Below are 23,848 nucleotides of genomic sequence, written 5' to 3'. Positions count from 1 at the left end.
CGAAGCTTTGAGGCACGAATCGCCGGCGATCGCATTGTAGCCCGAAGCGTTAGCGAGGGACGCACGCCGCCGAACGTTCCATTTATGTGCGAGCTCAAGCGGCGCTCGCACTGGCCGACTGCGCTGGCCAGTGGCACACCGCGAACGCCCGCTCACCCTAACCCCTCTACCGCTACGATTGGGCGGGCAGCAACTCCACGATCGCGGCGCCCATTGTCAGGCCGGCGCCGAAGGCGCATAGGCCGATTTTGCCGCCGGCGGGCTGTTTGACGAGCAAGTCTGCCAGGCAGAGCGGAATCGTGCTCGAGGAAGTATTGCCCGACTGGCCGATGTCGTTCACCATGCGATCCACGCTGATCCCCGCCCGCTGGCGGACGGCTTCGACGATCCGCGCGTTTGCCTGATGGGGCACGACGAGACTCAAATCGGAGATCTGAATGCCGGCTTCGGCGCAGGCCCGCTTCAAGATCGCGACCATCTGTTTGACCGCTTCGGCGAAAACCTTTTTGCCGTTCATCTTCAGATAACCGCCCCAACCCGCGCTCGGCACGCTGAGCAGCGAACCGTCTTCGCCCTTGCCCGAGAGCACCGGCCGGCGAACCATTGCCCGCGAACCGCCGACGTTTTCCTGGCCGTAAAGGATTGTTGCCGACGCCGCGTCGCCGAATAGAATCGCGCTATCGAAATCGGCCGGATCGACGACCCGCGACATCGCTTCGGCCGTGAGCACGAGTGCGATTCCATTGGGCTTGGCCCGGAGGAAATCGTGTGCCGATGCCATCGCATACAAATAGCCCGAACACGCCGCCGAGAGATCGTAGGCGGGGATTTCAAGCGATTCACCCAGCTTGCTCAGTTCGTTGAGCACCAGGCAAGCCGTCGTTGGCGTGGCGAATGGCGGAGTGCTTGTGCTGCATATGATCAAATCGATGTCGTGCGGTTTGATTCCCTCGCCCGCGATCGCGGCTTGCACGGCCTGCATCGCCATTGCGAGCATCGTTTGGCCTTCGCCGAGCCAGGGACGGGCATGAATCCCCGTGCCGCGGACGATATCTTCCGCCGTCTTGCCGGGGAACCGCGGGGCCAATTCGGCGTTTGTCACCAAGCGGCTTCCGCGGGCCGCATACGGGGCCGACATGGCGACGAGCGATCCGATCGGCGTCGCCGAACCGCGGTCGGCTGCTTCGCGGGGAGCGGTCGCCTTCCCCCGGCGCCGCAGCACGGGCGTGCCCGACTCTTCGCGCGTGGTTTGCCGCTGGCGGCGGATCTTGGTTTCCGGGCTGATTTCGGCGATCGGCAAGCCGATCCGCGCCGATTGCCCGGGCGCCACCAGCAGCCGGGCGACGATGCCGGTCACCGGAGCGCTCAAATCGGTGACAGCCTTATCGGCCTCGACGACGGCCAAATGATCGCCGGCCGTGATGTGCTGCCCCGGCTTCACGGCCCATTCGACGATCGTGATCGCCTGATCCGCAGGGCTCGCTCCCATTGCTTCGACGACAAACAGTCCGTCGTCTCCGCTGGGTGGCAAGGTCCACGTCAAATCGAGATCCAGCAGTTCGGCGGCAACGCTCATCACGCGCTTGAACGACGGCAGAACTTCGAGCTGATTCGGGAAATTGCACGGCACATACGTGTCGGGACGCGTCACGCGCCGCGCGACAACGCGCCGCGAAGCTTTCTCGCAAACGGTGGCAACGATTTCCGCCCCGAAGCCGCAAGTTAGATTGTCTTCATGCACGACCAACAGCTTGCCGGTGCGCGTGGCCGATTCGAGAACCGCGTCTTGATCCCAAGGCGCGATGGATCGCAAATCGATCAAATCCACGCCGAGGCCTTGGCCCGCGGCGGCGATCGCGGCCGCGGCTTTTTCGCAAATCTGCACGGTGCTTCCCCAGGCGACGATCGATAGATGATCGCCGCGCGTGACATGCCGCGCCTTGCCGATCGGAACGAGTTTGCGTTCGACATCGGCCGAGGTGGTCGTGTTGCGGTCGTTGAGGCAGACTTTCGGATAGAGAACGAGCGATGGCCGGGGCGATTCGAAGGCCGCATTCAGCAAGCCGGCCGCGTCGGTGGCGGTCGAGGGCATGAACACGTCGACGCCCGGCATGTGTGCGGCGATCGCTTCCATGGTTTGCGAGTGAAACGGTCCCAGGCCGGGGCGATAGCCGCCGCAGGCCGCCATGACGATCACCGGGCAATTCCATTCGCCCGCCGTGCGCCAGTGCATCGTGCTTAGTTCCGACATGACCTGGTTCAGCGTCACCGGCAGGAAATCCGCGAATTGCAAGAAGGCGACGGGCCGCGAACCCATCAGAGCCCGGCCGATGCTGACGCCCATGATCGTCGCTTCGCTGAGCGGCGAATTCACCACCCGGCCGGGAAATGCGGTCGATAAGCCGCGTGTTACCCCGAAGACATCCCCCTTCGGATCTTCGATATCCTCGCCAAACAGACATACGCGAGGATCGGCAGCCAGCCGCGTTCGCAGCACCTCGCGCATGGCTTCGAGCATCGTGAGTTGGGCCGCGCCGTTCGTATTGCTGCCGTCACCACGGAATTCGGCGGCGGATGAAACGAGATGTGGAGGAAGCTTCGCTTTGGCATCGAGCACGACCGCCGGCTGCTCGACGGCCAGCGAATGTTCGACGGCGGCCAGAATCTCGCCGCGCACGCTTTCCTCGATCGCTTCGAGCGTCGTTTGGGGCGTTCCGCGGCCGAGCAGCCGGAGGGAAAGATTTTGGATCGGATCGCCCGTTTCGCGGGCCTCGCGGCGATTCTCTTCGCTGCGGTAGAGCCGCTCGTCGTCGGCATTCGAGTGGTCGGCAAGACGTTCGACGCGCAGCAGCACGATTGCCGGGCGCCGCGTCGATCGCACCGATTCAACGATCGGGCCGAGCTGGCGATAGCAGGGAACCACGTCGCGGCCATCGAGCCGATGGATCGGCAAGCCAAGGAAGCTTTGCGGCTCGACGGTCCCGCGCGACGCGTTATAAAATGTCCGGCCGGCAGTGGGCGTTGAGATCGAATAACCATTGTCTTCCACGACGAACAACATGGGCAGTTCGGATCGAGCGGCTTCGGCGAGCGCTTCCATTACTTCGCCCTGCTGGCTCGTTCCGTCGCCCATCGAGCAAACGACGATCGGCCGGCCGGGGCGATCCCGGATTTCGAGCGCCACGCCGGCGGCTTGCAGCCCGCTGTTTCCGACGGACGTGGTGGTGCTCAAGATGTTGAGCGGGCGCCAGCTCAGCATGGCGCTCATTTGCCGCCCCTGGCAATACGATTGGCTGTTGCACAGCACGCTATTGAGATACGCCTCCGGCGGAACGCCCATCGCCAGCGCGAGGGCCTGATCGCGGTAGTGCAGATGGAGCCAATCGGCCGAGGTGAGATGCGGGCGGAGGGCGGCCATTCCCTCATGGCCGCAGCCGGAGATATGGAAGAATGCTTCGCCGCGGTTGACCAGGTCGGCCTTGGCGGTATCGAGTTGCCGGCTCAGCAGCATCCAGCGATAGAGTTGCAGAAGGGGATCGGCGTCGATCGACTCCGCGGTGCTGCGGCCCCGAGTGTCGAGACTCGTCTGGTACATAACAATCCTTTGTTCTTTTCAGGCTTCTTGCCTATCCTGCTTGCATCCATGAAGCAGGGTTGCCGTGTTCACCCGCGCTATCACATAAATCCTTCACGCACTTCCGGCGGCGCGGGGCCATATTTCAACGGCTCCATCGAAAAACTCGCTCGCCCTTGGCTCAAACTGCGCACGGCCATCGAATAACCAAACATCGCCGCCAACGGCGCTTCCGCGTCGACGACCGTAATCACACCGCGATTCTGCGTGCGGGTGATGATCGCCCGGCGCTGCTGGAGATCGTTGATCACGTCGCCCAGGTGCTCGTCGGGCGTGGTGACTTCGACAGCCATGATCGGCTCCAACAGCACGACGCCCGCGGCTTCCAACACGCGATTGAATGCATCGGCGGCCGCGATCCGCAGTGGCACTTCCGTCGGAATCGGCTCGGGCAGCGGATGCTCGAGCAATTCGAGCGAACAATTCCAAAGCGGGCAGCCCAACATCCCGCCCCCTTCGGCATGCTCCTTCAGCGCCGAGACGAGCGTGGCGATGGCATTGCGCACCGGAGCGGCTTCGCTAAACCAGTTCGTGAAGACGTGTGCCGGCTTGTTGTCGTCTCGCGGGGTGATGCGAACCTTGGCTTCGGCGAAGAGCGTTTGGCCGCCGATCTGGCGGTTGCACTTGCCGATCGCCTCGGCCGCGGCCGCCACGGTTTCCTTGTAGCTGACCCGCGGTTTGTGCACGCGCACGTCGAGATTGAAATCGCGCAAGAGGCGGTGCTTGATCACCTCAAGATGCAATTCACCCATCCCGCTGATGATCGTCTGGCCAGTTTCCTCGTTTTCATGGGCACGGAAAGTCGGGTCTTGGCGTTTCATCATCTCGAGCACCTCGCCGAGCTTCTTGCGCTCGAGCGACGTTTCCGGCTCGATGGCCATTGAGATCACCGTCTCGGGGAAATGGATCGATTCGAGCAGGATCGGTTCGGCCGCGTCGCAAACCGTATCGCCGGTAACCGAAATGCGCGGGCCGATGATGCCGACGATATCGCCCGCCTCGGCCGACGGCACCTGCTCGCGGCGATCGGCCTGGATATGCCAAAGCTGGGCGGCATTTTCCTTCTTGTCCTTGCCGGGATTGTAGACGCGGCTATTGGCCTTGAGCCGGCCCGAATAAATCCGCACGTAGTATAAATCGCCGTGCTTCTCGGCCAGAATCTTGAACACCAATCCGCAAAACGGCTCGCCGACGTCCGGCTTCCGCGCCAGACGGGTTTCCGGCTGTCGCGGATCGACGCCTTCGATGGGCGGCATATCGGCCGGGCTCGGCAGGTAGAACATCACCCCATCCAACAGCGGCTGGATGCCGATGTGGTCGAGCGCCGAGCCGCAGAGCACCGGCACGATCATCCGGTGCACCGTGGCCTCGCGCAGCACGCGGTGGATCAACTCGGTCGGAACCGGCGATTCTTCGAGCACCAGTTCGGCCAGTTCGTTCGAATAGTCGAAGAGCTGACCGAGCATTTGCTCGCGCCACAGTTCGGCCTCGTCGTGCATTTCCGGAGGGATTTCCTCGGCCACCAACTCCGCTCCTTGGCTCTCGGGAGTGAAGCGAAGCATGCGCATGTCGATCAAATCGATCACGCCGCGAAACGGATTGGCGACGTGAGGCGGTCCGACTCCGCAGGGAATCTGGATTGCCACGGGATTGGCCCCCAGACGCTTGCGAATTTCGTCGAGCGTGCCGGCGAAATCAGCCCCTTCGCGGTCCATCTTGTTGATGAACGCCAACCGCGGAACGCCGTATTTGTCGGCCTGCCGCCAAACCGTTTCGCTCTGCGCCTCGACTCCCTCGCGAGCACTGAACACCACCACGCCGCCGTCCAATACACGAAGGCTCCGCTCCACTTCGGCGGTGAAATCCACATGCCCGGGTGTATCGATAAGATTCACGGTTACGTCTTTCCATTGAAAGCTGACGCAAGCGGAATAGATCGTGATGCCGCGCTGCTGTTCTTCCGGATCGAAATCGGTGACGGTGGTTCCCTTGTCGACATCGCCCATCTTGTGGCTGGCTTTGGTGTAGTAGAGCATCCGTTCGGTAACGGTAGTCTTGCCCGCATCGATGTGGGCGATGATGCCGATGTTTCGAATGCTTGCCAGCGTGCGGTTCATTGGTGATTCAGGGGGTCAGGCACATTTTTCGGCGATGCCGCTGGCGGTCGTTCAGGCCGCCACGAACCGAAAAATGAGCCAGACCCCGTCTTGCCAGCGTGCGCGTCACAAACAAAAAAGGACCAGAGGCCAGAGACCGGGGGCTAGGGATCCGAGGACGGCCTCCGAAACCCTAAACCGCGGTCGCTGTCCTCCGGTCCCGAAAATTGAGGCCGGTAATACCGGCCGGGTGTTCCGAGGAGCGAATCGTCAATCCATTGACCTTTCTTGCCACGAGCCAGAATCCTTCCGGCCCGAACCATCCAAATGATGAATTCCTACCACGCAAAGTGTGCAAACGCCTTGTTCGCATCGGCCATGCGATGAACGTTTTCCCGCTTGGCCATCGCGGCCCCTTCACGGTTGAAGCCGGCGATCAGTTCTTCGGCTAATTTCTCGTGAGTCGGCCGGCCCTTCTTTTCCCGAACGGACGTCAGAATCCAGCGGATCGCCAACGACTGCTGGCGGTTGCGATTCACTTGCATCGGCACTTGATACGCGGCCCCGCCGACCCGCTTCGAGCGAACCTCGATCGAGGGCTTCACGTTCTCCAACGCCTGGGTGAACACGTCGATCGGCTCGGTCCCTTGCACTTTGGTCTTGATGATCTCGAGCGCATCGTAAAACACGCGCTGCGCGGTGCTCTTCTTGCCGTCGTGCATCAAGCAATTGATGAACTTGCTGGCAAGGATCGAACCGAAGCGGGGATCGGGTTTCAACGTTTCGCGGCTGGCGGTAATTCGGCCCATGGCTAAAAATCAAGAATGCGGGTTTGAACAGTTATTATCTATTTGTCGGTCGCTTTTGTGATGTCGCTCGCTGCGGATGCTAGCGTTACGTCTTCTTCGCGCCGTACAGGCTGCGCGACTGCTTGCGTCCTTCGACGCCCAGCGTATCGAGCGCTCCGCGGACGATATGGTAGCGAACGCCTGGCAAATCGCGAACTCGCCCGCCGCGCACCAGCACGATCGAGTGTTCCTGCAAGCTGTGTCCTTCGCCGGGGATATAAACGGTCACTTCCTTGCCGTTCGAAAGCCGCACGCGGGCGATCTTCCGCAAAGCCGAGTTCGGCTTCTTCGGCGTCATCGTTTTGACCTGCAAGCAAACGCCCCGCTTTTGCGGACAGCGGTCGAGCACCGGCGATTTGCTGAATTTTCGCGGCGGCTTGCGAGCACGGCGAACTAATTGATTGATCGTTGGCATCTGGTCACGGCTCAGGCTGGAAGTTGACCGCTGGCATATTCCCCAATTGAATCCCTTAGATTACCGGATTGCCGGGCGGTGTCAAGGCGGGCGTTAGGTAATGCCAAGCTCGAGGCAGTCGGCATGTCGCCCGTCAATTGCCGTGGCGTGTTTGCTCCTCAAAACGGCGTTAGTCTCGGCCGAAGAATAACTTCCGTTTTTCGAATCCCGCACCCTGCACTCTCCCGCAAGGCGAGAGGGGGCTGCGGAGAAGTTATTTTCCGGCCGAGCCTGCGCGTGAAATTCCGCTCAATAGGGTGAGCGATAGATCGAGCTTGCACTGCGGCGATCGGTGAGAGGCTCGATCGCGGGCGGGACCGCCGGCAGCACGGTCATCGGCGCCGTGCCGGGTAGCGTGACAACCGGCGCCGCTCCCGCCGGAATCGTGCCGGCCAGCGGATTAGGCGCAGTCCCGCGGTCTTCGATGAATGCAAGCAGTTCCGCTCGCGGCGGCCCCGAACCGAGCGAGAAATGGATCGGCGATTCCGAGGCGATCGGCGCGGCCACGATGCCGAAGCTGATCATCAACACCTGGTTCGCAGGCCAGTGAAAAAGTTCGCGGAGCCGGTAGCTCGATGTTTGCGGAATTTCGATCTCGGTGTGCTGCCGCGGGGCGATCGGCGTGGGAACATCGACACTCGCCGTCACCGTCCGCTCGAGTTGATCGATATCGCAGTGGATCATGGCGTCGACCGATCGGCCATCGAGCGACAACAACGGGTTGAATTCGAGCGAAAATCCCTCGTTGAATTGCATCACCTGCGGCTCGAAGCCCGGATGGATCTGCTCGGGATGGAGGGTGACGGCGCCGGTGTAGCCGTGGGGATGCATCGTGGAAACGACGATCGATTGCCCGTTGGCCACGAGCGCGTTTGGCGAACTGAATTCGCGCGCGTCGCTGCGCTTGCGCAAATCGGCGAACAGCAGCGACGCGTCTTCGCGTGTCAACAGCCAGGCCTGGATTCCCTGCGATTGCACCGGCAGCGCATGCATGATCTTCACGAACTTCGCCCGCCAACTGGGGCTGCCCATGCTGACGACGCGCATGTTGAACATCTGCGTTTGCGCCGGCGGATTGACGAATCGGTCGACCAGTTCCGAAACGACCGCTTGCATTTCCGGCGTGTGATAGACCCGTAGCGTGGTGTGCGTGGCGCTGAGAATCCCGAGCGGTTCGGAGTGCCACGCTTCATAGCCCGTCTGGCGAAGAATCCAATCGACGATCGCCTGTTCCGGCCGGCTGGCATTGTTGGGGCGGAGCGTGAAGGGGCTGATATCGTATTCACGCCAAACTTGGCCGTGATCGTTCGGGAGGATACCGCTGGATTTGACCACCCGGGCGATCGATGGCCGGACGGGAGGGCCCGTCTCCAACGGCGCGGCGGAGGGGACCGCGGCGCTCGGCGGTGACGCGGTCGGCGATTCGGCGGTCGAGCCGGGGAATGGCGTCGGCGCAGGGGCCGGCACCTGCGCAAGCCCGACGGCGGCCATCCCGAGCGCAACGGCTGCGGTCGCCATCGTCAGCACCAGCTTCGACGAAACGAACATGCACATTTCCTTGCGTGCGCCGAAGCGCGCTTGTGCGCCAGCAATCAGCGGATGATCGGCGAGGGGCGCGAGGCCATTTGCGGAGTCGAGTCGACCGGCGCGGCTTTGGGCAACAGGCCGGCCGCGCGGAGCTTGTTGCACAGCGCGACGCGGCTCGATTCGAGCGATTCTTTGCGAGCTTGCAGTTTCGCCGCTTCCGCCTCGCGACCGGTATTGCGCAACACGGTGAGCTGGTCGTTCACCAGCCGCATATACCATGGCTTGTACAGGTCGTTCTTTGGTTCCGAGAGGGACATGGCGCGGGCCAAGAGGGGCTCGGCCGCCTGATATTGTTTTTTCGCGATGTCCAATTCCGCGACGCCCCCTTCCAGCAAGCCGACATAGGGGCTCTTTTCATCGAGCGTATTGCGGGCCAGATCGAGGGTGCGCATGAGCACGGGGTCGGCCATGTCGAATTTGCCCATCTGCACATAGGCACAGCCCATCAATCCCCGGGCGAGAATCGCCAGCGTGTTCGAGCCCGAAGCGGCGCCTTGGTCGATTAATTCGAGCACCTCCAGTTCGATCGCCTCGGTTTCGTGGTATTTGCCTTCGTAGAGATAGGTTGCCGCGAGATCTTGGGTGCAACCGATATATTCGTTGCTGCGGATGCCGTTGGCGAGGCGAGCCACATTGGCCGTCTGCTGGAAGATATGTTCGGCCAGCGCGTATTCACCCAGATCGCGAAATCGCCGGCCGAGCTTGCACATGAGGTACGACGCCATGGCATCCGGCTCGCCGGCGACGCGGCACGCTACTTCGGCGTTGACCGCTTGCATGATGCACTGCAACGACGCTTGCATGTCGCCGCGAGTGGCATACATTTCACTCATCGCGGCCAGCGCGCTGGCTTCTTCGAGCGACGGATGGCCGACCGTCTTCCCGTAGACTTCGATCGCCATCCGCAGGCTGCGATCGGCCGCCGCCAGATCGCCGGCGTCGGCCGACGACACGCCGTTCAGCTCGCACAGCTTGGCGAAGGCGATCGTTTCTTTTCCGCCGAGATCGCCGAGGATTTGGGCTGCTTGCCGAGTATGGTCGACGGCCTCGATGGGCCGACCTTGGGCACGATCTTCCATCGAGGTTTCGCCCAATTGCCGGCTATTGAGCAGCTTCTTGCGATCGACGGCCGACAGGGCCGCCAGCCAACCGTTCTCGTGCAAGCGATTCCGCGCGAAGCGCGTGCGATAATGATCCTTGCCGCAAAATTGGATGTTGAGTTCGACGATTTGCGCGAACACTTTGCCGGCGTCGGCGAATTTCTCACCGTTCTGCAGCTTCACGGCTTGTTCGTAGAGTTCGCGATCGCGGGCCATGAAAACACGGCGCGGATCAGGCTTCTCGGCCGGGGCAGACGCCGTGCTCACCGCAATATTTTGCACACCGCTCGGCGCAGCGACGGTCGCATCGGCCGGCGCTGCGGCGGCGGCTGGCGGCGGCGCGTCCTTCGCAGCCGTTTCGGCCGCTGGCGGCGTCGAGCTTTTCCCGCAGCCGGCGAACGAAACGAGCAAGAAAATTGCCGTCAAGGCAATGCAGCGGCGGAGCATGCTGTTACGAGCCGTGCAGCGGCAATACCAGCGATCCGTGGAAGCGGTGTTCATGGTTCCATCCGTGGTTGTGAGTGCTTTAGTTTGAGCGAAAGAAAAACGTGGTTGGTGGAATAAGCCAAAATTCGATTACGCGGCCTCGCGCGACGGGGCTTTTCGGGCCGGCGGAGAATCGGCCAGGGGCAAGAGCAAGTCCAGCGTGCGACGCGTGGCGCCGCGCTGCGCGGCGACGAAACTCTGCGCTCGCCTGCCGAGCGCCGCGGCATGGCACGGATCTTCCACCGAGCCTCGCACGAATTCGAATAACGCCTCGCCATCGGCCACTTGCACCGCCGCCTCGGCCGACAGCAGTGCGGCCACCACGTCGCGAAAGTTCTGCGTGTTCGGCCCGAACGACGTGGCGACCCCGAAGGCGGCCGGCTCGATCATGTTCTGGCCGCCGCGACTCGACAAACTCCCGCCGACGAAACCGATCCGGGCGGTACCCCACCAGGCGCTCAATTCGCCGACGCTATCGACCAACAGCACGCGCGCTTTCGGATCCGGTCCGCTGAAATCCAATTCCGTGCGGCGCTGCCAGCGCACGCCCGCCGCGACGAGTTTCGCCGCGACGCCTTGAAATCGCTCGGGATGCCGCGGCACGAGCACGAGCCGCAGTTTCGGATGCGCCTCGCGCAGGCGGGAAAACACATCAAGCGCCAGCAGCTCTTCCGGTTCCTGGGTGCTACCGGCGAGAAACACGGTGTCGTCGGCCGCGAAGCCCGCCAGCTTCTGCAATCGAACAACGGCCGGGCTGGCGCGATCGGTTTGCGCACGGTCGAACTTCATCGAACCGGTGGTGCGCACCGTCTCCGGACCGGCGCCGAGCGCGAGAAATCGGCTGGAGTATTCGTCGTTTTGCGCGGCGATCACGTCGAGCCGCCGGACGAGCGGGCGAATCAACCACGACAGCCGGCGGTAGCCACGATAGCTGCGCGGGCTCAGCCGGCCGTTGATTATGGCAATCTTTGCACCGCTCTCCGAAGCGAATCGGATCAGATTGGGCCACAACTCGAGTTCCGCCAAAACCAACAGCGTCGGGCGAATCCGCCGCAGCGCCCGACGAACGGCCCAACTGAAATCGAGCGGGCAATAAAAGACCGTCAGATCGGGATAGCGCCGGCGAGCCAGCGCGTAGCCGGTTTGCGTGGTCGTCGAGACGACGCATTGCCAATCCGGCCGTTCGATGGCCAACTCGGTCAGGAGCGTCCCTAGGAGATTCACTTCGCCGACGCTTACGGCGTGCAGCCAGACGCACGCCTCGTGGCCGGTGCGCCCAGGAACGAGCCCGAGCAATTTCGCGGCGAATCCTTCGCGATAGCGGCCGGTGCGCAAGGATCGCCACAAGAGCCATGGCGAAGCCAGCAGGAGAGCCAGCAGATAACAAGCGTCGAGCAGATAGGCCATCGAGGGATTCCATTCCCAAAGTGGCCCGCGATTTTCCTCGCGGGTTTTCCGCCACGGAGCGGCGGTCTACGTAAGCCGCGACTCGGTCGCGGAAATTCTCTTTAGCATCCTTGCCGCCGGCTCCGCCGGCGACGTGTCACATTTTCACCCTTGACTGAAGTACCGAGGGACTTGCGTTGCGGCGGCGTCGGTCTGATGCGATCCGCGCGAGGCGTTACGCCGTTCGCCTCGCGCCTCCCTGTTGATCCGATCGCATGTGGCAGTTTTTGTATTTCTTGCCGCTGCCGCATGGGCACGGCTCGTTGCGGCCGGGGCGCGGGCCTTGATTGCGGATCGGCTCGATCTTGGCTTGCGTCTCGCTGGCGTCGATCGCCGATTGCTGTTGGCGGGCGATGTCTTGCGTGCCGGGCGCTTCTTCGTGCACCGCGCGGCTCTCTTTCCACGTTGAGCCGACGAACTCTTGATCCAACTGCTCGATCTTGAAAATCAAATCGGTAACACGCTCGCCGACGCTCGTCCACATCTGCTCGAAGGTGCGCATGCCTTCACGCTTGTATTCCACCTTCGGATCGATTTGTGCCCAGCCGCGCAGGCTGACGGCCGATCGCAAATGGTCCATCGCCAGCAGATGGTCTTTCCATGCCGTGTCGAGAATCTGCAGCACCAGCGATCGCTCGAGCACCCGCATCTCAGGGCGGAAGCGATCTTCGACCACCACGGCCAACCGGTTCTTCAATTCTTCGCGGCGCAATCGGGCGAATTCGGCCGGCGATGGAGCGGGCCGTTCGAGCGTCGTGTGCAGCCAATCCAGCACGGACCCGAGAGCGCCGTTGGCGGCGACGAATGGATCGCCGGGATGCTGATCCTCGGCAGCATGGCCGTTTGCGGCATGGCCGTTCGCGTGCGGGCCGCCGGCGTGTTTGTCGGTGATGGCGAGCGCCGTGGCCGAGACCGGTTCGGCGGGCAGTTGTTCGACGCGGCGATTCAATTCGCCGAGCACTTCGACGAACTTCGCCTGATAGGCGCGGCTTTTATCGATCAACATCGCGCGGACTTCGTCGCGCTGCTTGTCGCGCAGCTCGTCGTTGTCCAGCTCGACTTGGAAACGCTTTCGAGCCCAGGCGGCCAGGCCGTCGCGATCGAGCCGCTTCTGCCCCGACGATTCATGGCTCATGAAGTGGGCCATGCCGGCGAGCACCGGGTATTCGATTTCTTTTTCTTCGTAGGCGGCGACGCCCCGGCTGTGGACCATATCTTTGAATGCCTGTAGCTCGACTTTGCGCATGTCGGCCGGATCGAGCTTGATGCCGAACTTATGCTGCACCCAGGCACAGGCGGTTTGCACTCCGAAGCCATCGGCCAGGAAGCGCGCCCCTTCGCTCAGATCGACCTTGGCGATCGCCTCGCGCGAGCGCTCGATGAGGAACGGCACCACTTCGTCGCGGCCAATCTTTTTCAGATCGCGATCGCGGAAATTGGTTTTCCATCGCAGATTGGAAAACTTGGCCAGATCTTCCCAATTCCACTCGGTTTCTTCTTCCCCCTCGGGAAGCTTTTCTTCGACGGCTTCGAAAATCTGCGACTCCGCGGCCCGTTCGGCTTCGTCGCGCACATAGCGATCGGCGGCGGTGAAATCGAGGCCCGCAAGCGGCTTCGAGTCGATCTCGCACGTGAACAGCCCGCCGGCCCAGGTGGCAAATGTCTCCTGGCCATAATGCGGATCGAGGAAGATTTTCAAATAGTGATCGATTTGCCCGTCGATCATTTCGAGAATCAACTGCTTGCAATTGGCGCCGTCGAGAATCTTCTGGCGATAGCCATAGACGCGCTTTCGCTGCTCGTCCATCACTTCGTCGTATTCCAGCAGGTTCTTGCGGATATCGAAGTTGCGCTCCTCGACTTTTTTCTGCGCGCCCTCGATGCGGCGGCTTACCATCCGGCTTTCGATGGCTTCGCCTTCTTTCATGCCGAGGCGGGTAAGGATGTTTTTCACCCATTCGCCGGCGAAGATGCGCATCAGGTCGTCTTCCAACGACAGGTAGAAGCGGCTGCTGCCCGGATCGCCTTGCCGGCCGCAGCGGCCGCGAAGCTGGAGGTCGATGCGGCGCGATTCGTGGCGCTCGGTGCCGATGATATGCAGGCCGCCCATCTCCTTCACCTGCTGGCCGTTGTCCTTCATCTGCTCGCGCTGTTCGACCTCGCGCACCAAGGCTTCCCACTCGGCCGGCGGCACGTCGAGCCGCGTCGGATATTTGTCTTGCAGCATTGCCCAGGCCATGGTTTCCGGGTTGCCGCCCAAGACGATGTCGGTGCCGCGGCCGGCCATGTTGGTGGCGATGGTGACGCCCCCTTTTCGCCCGGCCTGGGAAACGATTTCGGCCTCGCGCTTGTGGTGCTTGGCGTTGAGCACTTCGTGGGGAATGCCGCGCCGTTCGAGCAGCGAAGCAAGCCGTTCGCTCTTTTCGATCGACACGGTGCCGACCAACACCGGCCGCCCCTTGTGCTGAATCTCTCGGATCTTTTCCCGGGGGTAGGTTTCCTTCGTGCGGCGATCCGAGGATTGAAAATCGATCGCGTCAGGCGTTTCTTTCGTGATCGTGCCGGCGAACTGCGTGCCGTCGGCGAGCTCGATCATGTCCCACTTGTTGATATGCTCGATTTCGTCGGCAATGGCAGTGAATTTTTCGGTTTCACTGCGATAAATCACATCGGGATGATTGATGCGCCTCATGTCCTTGTTGGTCGGGATGGCGATCACGTCGAGCTTGTAGATTTTCCAGAATTCGGCCGCCTCGGTCATGGCCGTGCCGGTCATACCGCAGATTTTGTCGTAGAGCTTGAAGAAGTTCTGCAGCGTGATCGTGGCGAGGGTCTGGCTTTCCTCCTTGATCTTCACCCCTTCCTTGGCTTCGACGGCCTGGTGCAATCCGTCGCTCCAATTGCGGCCGTGCATCAAGCGGCCGGTAAACTCGTCGACGATGATTACCTCGCCCTCCTGAACGACGTAGTTCACGTCGAGCTTATAGAGGTGATGGGCTTTCAGAGCGTTGTCGATCAGATGCGGCCATTCCATGTTGCCGGCGGTGTAGAAACTTTCCACGCCCGCAAGCTTTTCGGCCGCCCGCACGCCTTCATCCGTCAGATTGACCGTGTGCTCCTTTTCCTTGACCTCGAAATGCTCGTCTTTCTTCAACTGCCGGGCCAGACGGTCGGCCTTGGCATATTTGGTCACATCGTCGTGAGCCGGGCCGGAAATGATGAGCGGCGTTCGAGCTTCGTCGACGAGAATGTTGTCGACTTCGTCGATGATCGCGAAATGCAACGGGCCCTGGGCCTGCTGCAACGGCTTGGGATAATGGTTGTCGCCGCGGGCGGCCGGACGCATGTTGTCGCGAAGATAGTCGAAGCCGAACTCGTTGTTCGTGCCGTAGGTGATATCGCAGGCATAGGCCTTCTGCCGCTCGGCCGAGTCCATGTTGCTCTGGATGGCGCCGACCGTGAGCCCCAAGCCGAGATACAGCGGACCCATCCACTCCATATCGCGGCGGGCGAGGTAATCGTTGACCGTGACGACGTGTACGCCCTTGCCCTCCAAAGCGTTCAAATAGGCCGGGAGCGTGGCAACGAGCGTTTTTCCTTCGCCGGTCACCATTTCGGCAATCGCCCCACCATGCAGCACCATGCCGCCGATCAACTGCACATCGAAATGCCGCATGCCGAGGTAGCGCCGACCGGCTTCGCGGCAGACGGCAAAGGCCTCGAACAAAATGTCGTCGAACGATTCTCCCGCTGCAAGGCGGCCGCGGAATTCAACCGTTTGAGCGCGAAGCTGCTCATCGTTCATCGCCTGATATTTCGGCTCCAAAGCGCCAATGGCCTCGACTTTGGGCTGGAGCTTTCGGACAAACCGGGCATTCGACGAACCGAACAGCGACGTAATGCCGCGCTCGATCCCGCTCGATAATCCGGCGAAGAAACCGGCCACTACATCCCAGCTTTGCTCGAGCAATTCGAGTCCGGCGGAGTGCTCGGTTTTTTGTGTATCGGTCATGTCGATGAATTCAGCGCTGCATCGGGGCGATCTCGATCGATCTCCGCCGGCGCGCTGTATAACGAGGGCGTAACTTTTTCGTACATCAAAGTTTATAGCGATGCGGCAAGTGGGTCAAGGCGAGCCGTCTCGGCCGGCGCCCGGCGATCCGAGACAATAATAATGCGTCTGCAAAAGCCCCCAGGGGGGCCCACGCGCGAAACCGCAAGCGCGCTTCAATCCGCCACCGGCTTGGCAGCCCGCTTGCGGTTTCGCGCGTACTTGAACCCCCTCAGAGGCCCCGGCATTGGGCCGTGCTAGCACCCACCTCGTCCGAAAAAACTGTACAGACGCTATTGACTCTGAACAACCGTATATTAAATTTGTCTTCAGTCGGGCATTGTTGCTCGACTGCCCAAAATGACATCGTCGTTGACGCCTCGTTCTTAACTCCACAGGCCGCGGCTTGCTCCGCGTATTTTGAATTGAAACAATCTCCCTTTCAACCAGGTGCGGCAATGATCGAACTGGATCGGCTCACCAAGCGGCAACGGGCCGTCTATGAATTCATCCGCGACAAGATTCGCAACCGGGGCTACGGCCCGACCGTGCGCGAAATCGGCGACCAATTCCAGATCAGCTCGCCGAACGGCGTGATGTGCCATCTCAAGGCACTCGAAAAGAAGGGACTCATTACCCGCGAGCCGAACATGTCGCGAGCGATTCAGCTCGTGGCCGAACCCATCGATCAGCGCGGGCTGCCGCTTGCCGGACGGGTCGCGGCCGGCGTGCTACACGAAGCCATCGAGCAAAACGAACGGGTCGATTTCGAGGCCATGTTCAGCAAGAAAAATCTGTTCGTGCTGGAAGTGAGCGGCGAATCGATGATCGACGCCCAAATCGCGGATGGCGATTATGTGGTCGTGCACAAGCAGCGCACGGCCCATCCGGGCCAGATCGTGGTCGCGCAAACCGAGGACGGCGAAGCCACGCTCAAGCGCTGGTTTCCGGAAGCCAACCGCATTCGCCTGGAGCCCGCCAACCCGACGATGAAGCCGATCTATGTAAAGGATGCGCGGGTGCTAGGGGTGGTGGTCGGCGTGGTGAGAAAAGTGGATTGACCGCACGACACCATTTAGCGAAGACGAATATCCTGACAAGCAACTCTACGAATCGCAAGCGTGACACTTAATCATCGATTCGAGATCGGCCACAACAGGTCGTTTCAGGAAGGTGTTCGACCGTCGCTCCATTCGCCCAATCGTGGCATGCGGCGGCAGGCTGCCAGGGCAAGGCAATTCCTTGCTCGAAGTCTGGACCGAAAAATGACTTCCGTTTTTTGAACCCCTCACCCTGCTCTCTGCCGCAAGAGGAGAGGGGCTTGCGGAGAAGTTGGTTTTCGGTCGAGTCCAAGTCACCTGTTTTGCCCAAAGTTGCCGCGATTTTCCGCCGTTGACCCGCGCCTAGGGCGCGCCTATAATCGCCCCACGGTCAGGGACGACAAGGCCAGTTTTTTGTTCCCAAACTGGCGAACAACAAGTTGGCGAACTTGGGTCAAGGCGGACCCCTCTGGCTCGTGTAATTAATTTGCTCGCCCGCCGCACGCGTTCCAGGGGGTTGGACCAAGTGTCTTTCGCTTCGTCGTTCGACGATAAAGAACGGGTCCGCCAGGCGATCGATATCGTCGATCTGGTCGGCAGCTATCTGCAATTGCGGCGCGAAGGCCGCGGCTACAAGGCCATTTGCCCCTGGCACGACGACACGCGCCCCAGCTTGCAAGTGAACCCAGATCGGCAATCGTTCAAATGCTGGGTCTGCGATCTCGGCGGCGACATCTTCAGCTTCGTCATGAAGATCGAGAATATCGATTTCCCCGAAGCGCTTGCCATGCTTGCCGATCGGGCGGGCATCACGCTTACGCCGCGGCAAAGCGAGGGGCGAGGGACGAGGGGCGAGGGGCGAGAAGCAGGCAACGCCGACGAGAAACGGACGCTCTATCAAGCGGCTGCCTGGGCGGAACAGCAATTTGCGGAATGCTTGATGTCGGCGCCCGAAGCGGAAAGCGCGCGGCGCTATCTGGATGATCGCGGCATCAGCGACGAAAGCATCCATCGCTACCATCTCGGCTTTTCGCCCGATCGCTGGGATTGGCTGATCAAGCAAGCGTTGCACGGCGGATTTTCGCCGGCGGTGCTGGAAAAGATCGGCCTGCTGATCCGGCGCGATGGCGGCGGACACTACGATCGCTTCCGCGGCCGAGTGATCTTCTCGATTCGCGATGTGCAAGGCCGGCCGGTGGCGATCGGCGGCCGAGTACTGCCGGAACACGCTGCGACGAATCCGGCCAAATACGTCAATTCGCCCGAAACGCCGCTGTTTTCCAAAAGCAGCATGCTCTACGGGCTCGATTTGGCCCGCGATGCGATCACCAAAAGCCGCACCGCCGTGGTGATGGAAGGCTATACGGACTGCATCGTCGCCCGGCAGTTCGGCTTTGAAAATGTGCTCGCGGTGTTGGGCACGGCATTGGGCGAGCGGCATATTCGCTTGCTGCGGCGGTTTGCCGATCGCATCGTGCTGGTGCTCGATGGCGACGAGGCGGGCCAGAAGCGGACCGGCGAAGTGCTGTCGCTCTTCGTGGCCGAGCAAGTCGATTTGCGGATCGTCACCTTGCCCGACGAATTGGACCCCTGCGATTTCCTGCTCGAACGTGGGGCCGACGCGTTTCGCAAATTGCTCGACTCGCCGGTCGATGCTTTGGAACATGCCTTTCGCATGGCAACGCGTGGATTGGATATCGCCACGATGCCGCATCAAGCGCAAGTGGCTCTCGATGGCCTGTTGCAAACGATCGCCAAGGCGCCGCGGCTGCGCGAAGGCACGACGAGCGAAACGCGCATTCGCCAGTGGGCGATGATGGCCCGGCTGGCCCGGATGTTTGGCATCGACGAGGCGGTGCTGCGTGGGCGGTTGAGCGAACTGCGGGAAAAGCAGCGATCGGCTAAGAACACTGTCTCGGCTGCGGGCTCCAGCGGGGGAACGTTGCAAGGGGATTCATCGGCCAATGCACCCGTCGCGTTTGCGGCGTTGAACCCGTGGGATCGCGAGCTACTGGAAATTTTGCTGTTGGAACCGGAAGCGGTGGCGGCGGTGGCCGAGGTGATTCGGCCGGAGCAATTGATGAGCGAGGCGAGCCGGCGGATTTACCTTGCTTGTTGCCGCCTGGCCGCGGCGGGCGCGACGCCCGATTTCCAGCGCTTGCTGCTGGAATTCGACGACCCGCGCTACAAGAATCTATTGGTCGAGTTGGACGAGCAAGGCCATGCGAAGCGATCGCTCGACGCGGCCGCCCGGCTGCGCGAGTTGTTGGATGCGTTTCGCTGCCGAGACGAAGATCGCCGCACGCGCGACCAGGCGCGTGCGGTCGAGGAAAAGCGTCTGGCAGCGGACGAAGAGTTGGATGTGTTGCAGCAATTGATTGAGCAAAAGAGGAATCGGCAAGGCATTTCCGCGCCCACGGATGGGTAAGGATGCCTCGCCTCCGCGCCGTCTTCATCCTGACTTCGCTCCGGTGGAACCGCGAGCGGACCATCTAGGAAGTAGCAGGCACACTCCGTGTGCCGTTAGCATGCAGTTGCCAAGCGGACGGCACACCGAGTGTGCCTGCTACACTCAGGATCTTGCGGCCGGAAGAGAGCATCGCCAAGCCCCGCGCCCGACAAGCGGGAGTAAGGAGAACTCAAGTGGACCATTGCGATCTTGAATTGGCCGAATTGGTGGCCAAAGGCAAAGCCCAGGGTTATCTGACCTACGACGAGGTGAACGACTATCTGCCCGACGAAGCGGTCGATCCGGAAAAGCTCGACAGCTTGCTCGTGGCCCTCGATGAAATGGGAATCGAGCTGGTCACGGAGGCGCCGGCCCAAGCCGTCGAATCGGTCGCCGCCGGCGGCGAGCCCGCGCGCAATCACGCCGACGAACTCGATGCCGAAGAGATCGAAGCGCTGCGCAACATGCCCTTGCCGGCGCGAACCGCCGAATCGCCGAAGCTGAGCGACGATCCGATTCGGATGTATCTCTCGCAGATGGCGGAAATTCCGCTGCTGACGCGCGAGGAAGAAATCTCGCTGGCCAAGAAGATCGAAGTCACGCGGAAGCGCTATCGCCGCTCGGTGTTGGGCTGCAATTTCGCGATGCAAGCCACGGTCGACACGCTCGAAAAAGTACACAAGGGGATCTTGCCCTTCGACCGCACGATCAAGGTCTCGCTGACCGAGCGCTTGACCAAAGAGCAGATCATGGCCCGCATGCCGCACAATCTGCGCACGCTCAAGCACTTGCTGGAGCAGAATCGCGAAGATTTCCGCAAGCTAATCAGCCGCCGCACGCCGCGAGCCGAATGGCTCGAAGCGCGGCAACGGTTCCTGCGCCGCCGCCGCAAGGCGCTGACGCTGGTCGAAGAACTGAGCCTTCGCACTCGCCGCGTGACGCAGATGGTCAAGCAGATGCACGAGAGCTCGCGGCGCATGGACTATCTTCGCGAGCGCATCAAGAAGGTCGTCGGCCAGACTGCCGCGAAAGATGAATTGGCCAACCTCCGCAAAGAGCTCCGCGACTTGATGCTCTCGACGCTCGACAGCCCGCGCAGCCTCCGCAATCGCCGCGAGATCATGGTCCGCCAGTTCCAGGATTTCGAGCAGGTGAAGCGGCAGCTTTCCAGCGGGAATTTGCGGCTGGTGGTGTCGATCGCCAAGAAATATCGCAATCGCGGCCTGAGCTTCCTGGACTTGATCCAAGAGGGAAACACGGGCCTGATGCGGGCGGTCGATAAATACGAATATCGCCGCGGCTACAAATTCTCGACCTACGCCACGTGGTGGATTCGCCAGGCGATCACGCGTGCCATCGCCGATCAGGCCCGGACGATCCGCATCCCCGTGCACATGATCGATGTCTTGTCGCGGCTGCGAAATATTTCGAAGCGGCTGTTGCAAGAATTGGGTCGCGAGCCGACCACCGAGGAAATCGCCCGCACCGCCGACATCGGCATCGAGGAAGTGCGCCGGGTGTTGAATATCGGGCGGCATCCGGTGAGCCTCGACCGGCCGGTGGGCGAAAGCGAAGACAGCAGCTTCGGCGAGTTTATCGAAGACAACGGCACCGAAAGCCCGTTGATCTCGGCCTCGCAGGGAATGCTGCGCAAAAAGATCGAAGGCCTGCTGAAAACGCTCACGTATCGCGAGCGGGAAATCATCCGCCTGCGCTACGGCCTGGGCGACGGCTACACCTACACGCTCGAAGAAGTGGGCCGGATTTTCAAGATCACGCGCGAGCGCGTGCGGCAGATCGAAGCCAAAGCCGTCCGCAAGCTGCAACATCCGGTTCGCAGCAAGCAGTTGGAAGGCTTTTTGGGCGGCGTCGCCCAAGCGTGATCGCCGGCGAGTGGCGTATTATCTACGATCGCACCGACGCGGCGGCCAAACCTGGCCGCCGTGTTTTTTTGATCTCACGCGGAGACGCGGAGGCGCGGAGAAAGGCAGCAGATGGCTGCGACGGAGAGCGATCTTTTGAGCCGCTGAATGCAGGATTCTCCTCCGCGTCTCCGCGCCTCCGCGTGAGCATTCCCCGTTGCAATTAAACGGCCGGCGCGAATCAGCGCTGGGCGCGTGTTGCCTTGCGTCGTATGCTAGTAGGTACGGCATCCCAGGAGGACACCTCAATGACATTCACCGCGGCCGCGCTCCGCGAATTGCACCGCCTTCATCGTCAGCTTTCCGATCTGCGCGAGCGCCTCGACCGGGGGCCGAAGCAGATCAAGGCCCGGCAGGCGAACGTCGCCGCCGCCGAAGAAAAACGCGCCAAATTCCAGGCCGATTCGAAGGCGGCCCGCGTCGCCATCGATCAGAAACAACTGCTGCTGCGGTCCGGCGAGGCCAAGATTTTCGACCTCAAAAACAAGCTGAACACCTGCCACACCAATCGCGAATATCAGGCCCTGCGAGATCAAATCCTGGCCGATGAGATGGCCAACAGCGTGCTCTCCGACGAGATTCTCGAAGCGATGGAGCGCAGCGACCAGTTCAAGCTCACGATCTCTGAGGCCGACCAGCAACTCGCCAAAGCCAAGGAAGAACTCGTCAAAGTGCAGCAAGCGGTTCGGTCGCAAGAAGAAAACTTGCTCGCCGATGTCGCCAGGTTGGAAAAAGAGCTGCGCGAAGCCGAGACCGGCCTGCCCGACGATCTCCGCGAAGCTTATCAGCGGATCGTGAAAGCGCATGGCGAAGACGCGATGGCCCAGGTCGAAGGGGAAAGCTGCGGCGGCTGCCATAAACAGCTTACCCCCAACATCATGAGCCAACTCTCGATGGGAAGCGTCGTGTTTTGCAAGACCTGCGGCCGGCTGCTCTACCTGCCGGAAGACCGCACGCCGACGAAAAAGGCTTAGGCGCGCCGTCGGAAATTTAACCAGCCTTTAGCTGCGGTTGACTGTCGGTCGGCCGACGACTACAGTCCGCGTCGTTTCGTTCGGCCAAGCCTGCCGATGCGGTAGTCCCGCCCCTCGCTCGGTTCCCGCCCCGCCCTCGCATGGATGCGACCAATGCCGCCCGCTGCTGCACCATCTGACACTTCGAGCTCGCTCGATCCTGCGTCTCCGCCGGCACGGTATCTGCCGAAATCGACTCGGACGACGATTTGCATCGCGCTGGCGGCTTTTTTTGTCGGCTGGGGGCTGACCGACATTCGCAACCGAGGCCGGTATGATCCGGCGCGGCCGCTGAATCACATGACCGATCTGACGGTCTACACCGTGGCCGGCGCCGCGTTCTTCGATGGCCGTGATCCTTATTTGGTGTCGAATCCGCGCGGCTGGCATTATCTCTATCCGCCGCTACTGGCAATCGTGCTCTCGCCGCTGGCGAAATTGGATAGCCAATGGCAGGTGGTGATCTGGTATTTCTGCAATCTCGTGTTTGCCTGGGGCTGCTGCTACGAATCACTGCGATTCTTGCGGCTGCTGAAACCGGCAGTTCCCCCCATGGCAGCCACCTTTGGAACCTCGGGTGCGCCCCAACCCGTCTGGGGCAGCGCGCCGCCTTGGCTCGTCGCGAGCGCGGGCGCGGCAATGCTTTGGCCGGCGCTCAATTGCCTGCATCGCGGACAGGTCGGATTGCTGGTTACGTATCTCGTGCTGCTGGGTGCGCGGCTCGGGCTGGGGAGCCGCTCGTGGCGCGGATGGGCCGCCGGCGGCTGCGCGCTGGCGCTGGCAGTTACCGTGAAACTGACTCCCATCATGCCCGCGCTGTTTCTGTCGGCCATGCTGGCGCTGCCGGTCGTGATGGGCTGGAATCGTCGATTGCTCGCTCCGGCCGCCGGACTTGTCGGCGGCATCGCGGCCGGGCTGGCGCTGTTCTTGCTGCTGCTTCCGGCGGCGGCGGTCGGCTGGTCGGCGAATTTGCAGCATTTGCACCGCTTTGTCGACCTGGTCGTATTGAATCAGGATGTGGGAGGCGGCAACGATCTGACTTACCATAGCGTGCGGAATCAAAGTCTGGTCAACGCCATGTATCGGCTGGGAAACTTGGTGGCCTACGAGTGTGGAAAGGGCCCGTCGGATCTCGCCGAACCGGAAGAGCAAGGGCCGTCGATGCCGATGGATAGTCGGTTCGCGCACGACGCGCTGCTCGCGATGCGGCTTGGATTGCTGGGGCTGTTGACCGCCATCGGCTGGCGAGCGGCGCGGCGCGGCATGCCGCTCGATATCGCGGCGGCTTTCGGAGCATCCTGCGTTGCGACGCTTTTGATCTCGCCGCTATCGTGGGCGCATCATTATCTGATCGCGGCCCCTGGATTGCTGGCCGTGCCGCTGTGGTTTGCTTGGAGCGGCCGAGATCGGTTCGCAAAGAATTTGGCCTATTCGGCGGTCGGGCTGATATGGGCCCACTATCTGTTGCTAGACTGGACGGGCCGAATCGGATTGCTCGGCATCGGCACCGGCGTTTGGTTCATCGCCGCCGCGGTCGGCATGCTGTGGTCGAAGAAAGCGAAAGCGGGTGAAATCGCAAAGGCCGATGAGAGCGGCGGCGCCGACCCCTCGCCGGACCTGCGGGCCGCGTGAGCAATTCGACGGCTCCGGCGGGATCCGCGAAAGGTAAACTCGGCTGCGGGCCGTCCCTCGCTCACGCTTTGCGCCTAGTGTTGACGGCGA

Annotated in this window: 13 protein-coding genes; 5 read left to right on the top strand and 8 right to left on the bottom strand. The window is 61.8% G+C overall.

The window, feature by feature from the left end:
* Nucleotides 1-172 precede the first annotated feature (172 nt).
* The 8 genes from VHX65_03820 to VHX65_03785 form a co-directional block, all read right to left on the bottom strand.
* Nucleotides 173-3,595 carry a beta-ketoacyl-ACP synthase 3 gene (locus VHX65_03820; GenBank protein ID HEX3997660.1) on the bottom strand — a complete coding sequence of 1,141 codons (3,423 nt, stop codon included), beginning with the start codon at nt 3,593-3,595 and terminating at the stop codon, nt 173-175.
* 80 nt (nt 3,596-3,675) lie between these two features.
* Nucleotides 3,676-5,751: an elongation factor G gene (gene fusA / locus VHX65_03815; protein ID HEX3997659.1), complete on the bottom strand. Its 2,076-nt coding sequence runs from the start codon at nt 5,749-5,751 to the stop codon at nt 3,676-3,678.
* Nucleotides 5,752-6,068: 317 nt separating this feature from the next.
* Complete coding sequence (gene rpsG, locus VHX65_03810) at nt 6,069-6,539, bottom strand: 30S ribosomal protein S7 (protein HEX3997658.1); 471 nt, start codon at nt 6,537-6,539, stop codon at nt 6,069-6,071.
* An 85-nt stretch (nt 6,540-6,624) separates the two neighbouring features.
* Nucleotides 6,625-6,993 (bottom strand): 30S ribosomal protein S12, encoded by a 369-nt coding sequence (gene rpsL / locus VHX65_03805; GenBank protein ID HEX3997657.1) that lies wholly within the window; start codon nt 6,991-6,993, stop codon nt 6,625-6,627.
* A gap of 288 nt (nt 6,994-7,281) precedes the next feature.
* Entirely contained in the window at nt 7,282-8,580 is a 1,299-nt protein-coding gene (locus VHX65_03800; protein HEX3997656.1) for a hypothetical protein, read from the bottom strand.
* A gap of 44 nt (nt 8,581-8,624) precedes the next feature.
* Nucleotides 8,625-10,220 (bottom strand): hypothetical protein, encoded by a 1,596-nt coding sequence (locus VHX65_03795; protein ID HEX3997655.1) that lies wholly within the window; start codon nt 10,218-10,220, stop codon nt 8,625-8,627.
* A gap of 75 nt (nt 10,221-10,295) precedes the next feature.
* Nucleotides 10,296-11,612 (bottom strand): 3-deoxy-D-manno-octulosonic acid transferase, encoded by a 1,317-nt coding sequence (locus VHX65_03790; protein HEX3997654.1) that lies wholly within the window; start codon nt 11,610-11,612, stop codon nt 10,296-10,298.
* A 214-nt stretch (nt 11,613-11,826) separates the two neighbouring features.
* Nucleotides 11,827-15,663 carry an SEC-C metal-binding domain-containing protein gene (locus tag VHX65_03785; protein HEX3997653.1) on the bottom strand — a complete coding sequence of 1,279 codons (3,837 nt, stop codon included), beginning with the start codon at nt 15,661-15,663 and terminating at the stop codon, nt 11,827-11,829.
* Nucleotides 15,664-16,160: 497 nt separating this feature from the next.
* Between VHX65_03785 and lexA the strand changes: the two genes are divergently transcribed.
* The 5 genes from lexA to VHX65_03760 all read left to right on the top strand — a co-directional run bounded on the left by lexA (nt 16,161) and on the right by VHX65_03760 (nt 23,758).
* Nucleotides 16,161-16,763 carry a transcriptional repressor LexA gene (gene lexA / locus VHX65_03780; protein HEX3997652.1) on the top strand — a complete coding sequence of 201 codons (603 nt, stop codon included), beginning with the start codon at nt 16,161-16,163 and terminating at the stop codon, nt 16,761-16,763.
* A gap of 505 nt (nt 16,764-17,268) precedes the next feature.
* Complete coding sequence (dnaG, locus tag VHX65_03775; protein HEX3997651.1) at nt 17,269-19,170, top strand: DNA primase; 1,902 nt, start codon at nt 17,269-17,271, stop codon at nt 19,168-19,170.
* Nucleotides 19,171-19,385: 215 nt separating this feature from the next.
* Nucleotides 19,386-21,074: a sigma-70 family RNA polymerase sigma factor gene (locus VHX65_03770; protein ID HEX3997650.1), complete on the top strand. Its 1,689-nt coding sequence runs from the start codon at nt 19,386-19,388 to the stop codon at nt 21,072-21,074.
* 287 nt (nt 21,075-21,361) lie between these two features.
* On the top strand, nt 21,362-22,087 hold the full coding sequence (locus VHX65_03765) for a C4-type zinc ribbon domain-containing protein (GenBank protein ID HEX3997649.1): 726 nt from the start codon (nt 21,362-21,364) through the stop codon (nt 22,085-22,087).
* Between the two features lie 153 nt (nt 22,088-22,240).
* A complete protein-coding gene (locus VHX65_03760) occupies nt 22,241-23,758 on the top strand; it encodes a glycosyltransferase family 87 protein (GenBank protein HEX3997648.1) in 1,518 nt (505 codons plus the stop codon).
* The last annotated feature ends 90 nt before the right edge of the window (nt 23,759-23,848 follow it).

It is taken from the genome of Pirellulales bacterium (genome assembly GCA_036267355.1).
GTDB lineage: Bacteria > Planctomycetota > Planctomycetia > Pirellulales > DATAWG01 > DATAWG01.
The sequence above is the reverse complement of the archived record's forward strand: the minus strand, read 5'-3'. Positions and strand labels throughout refer to the sequence as shown.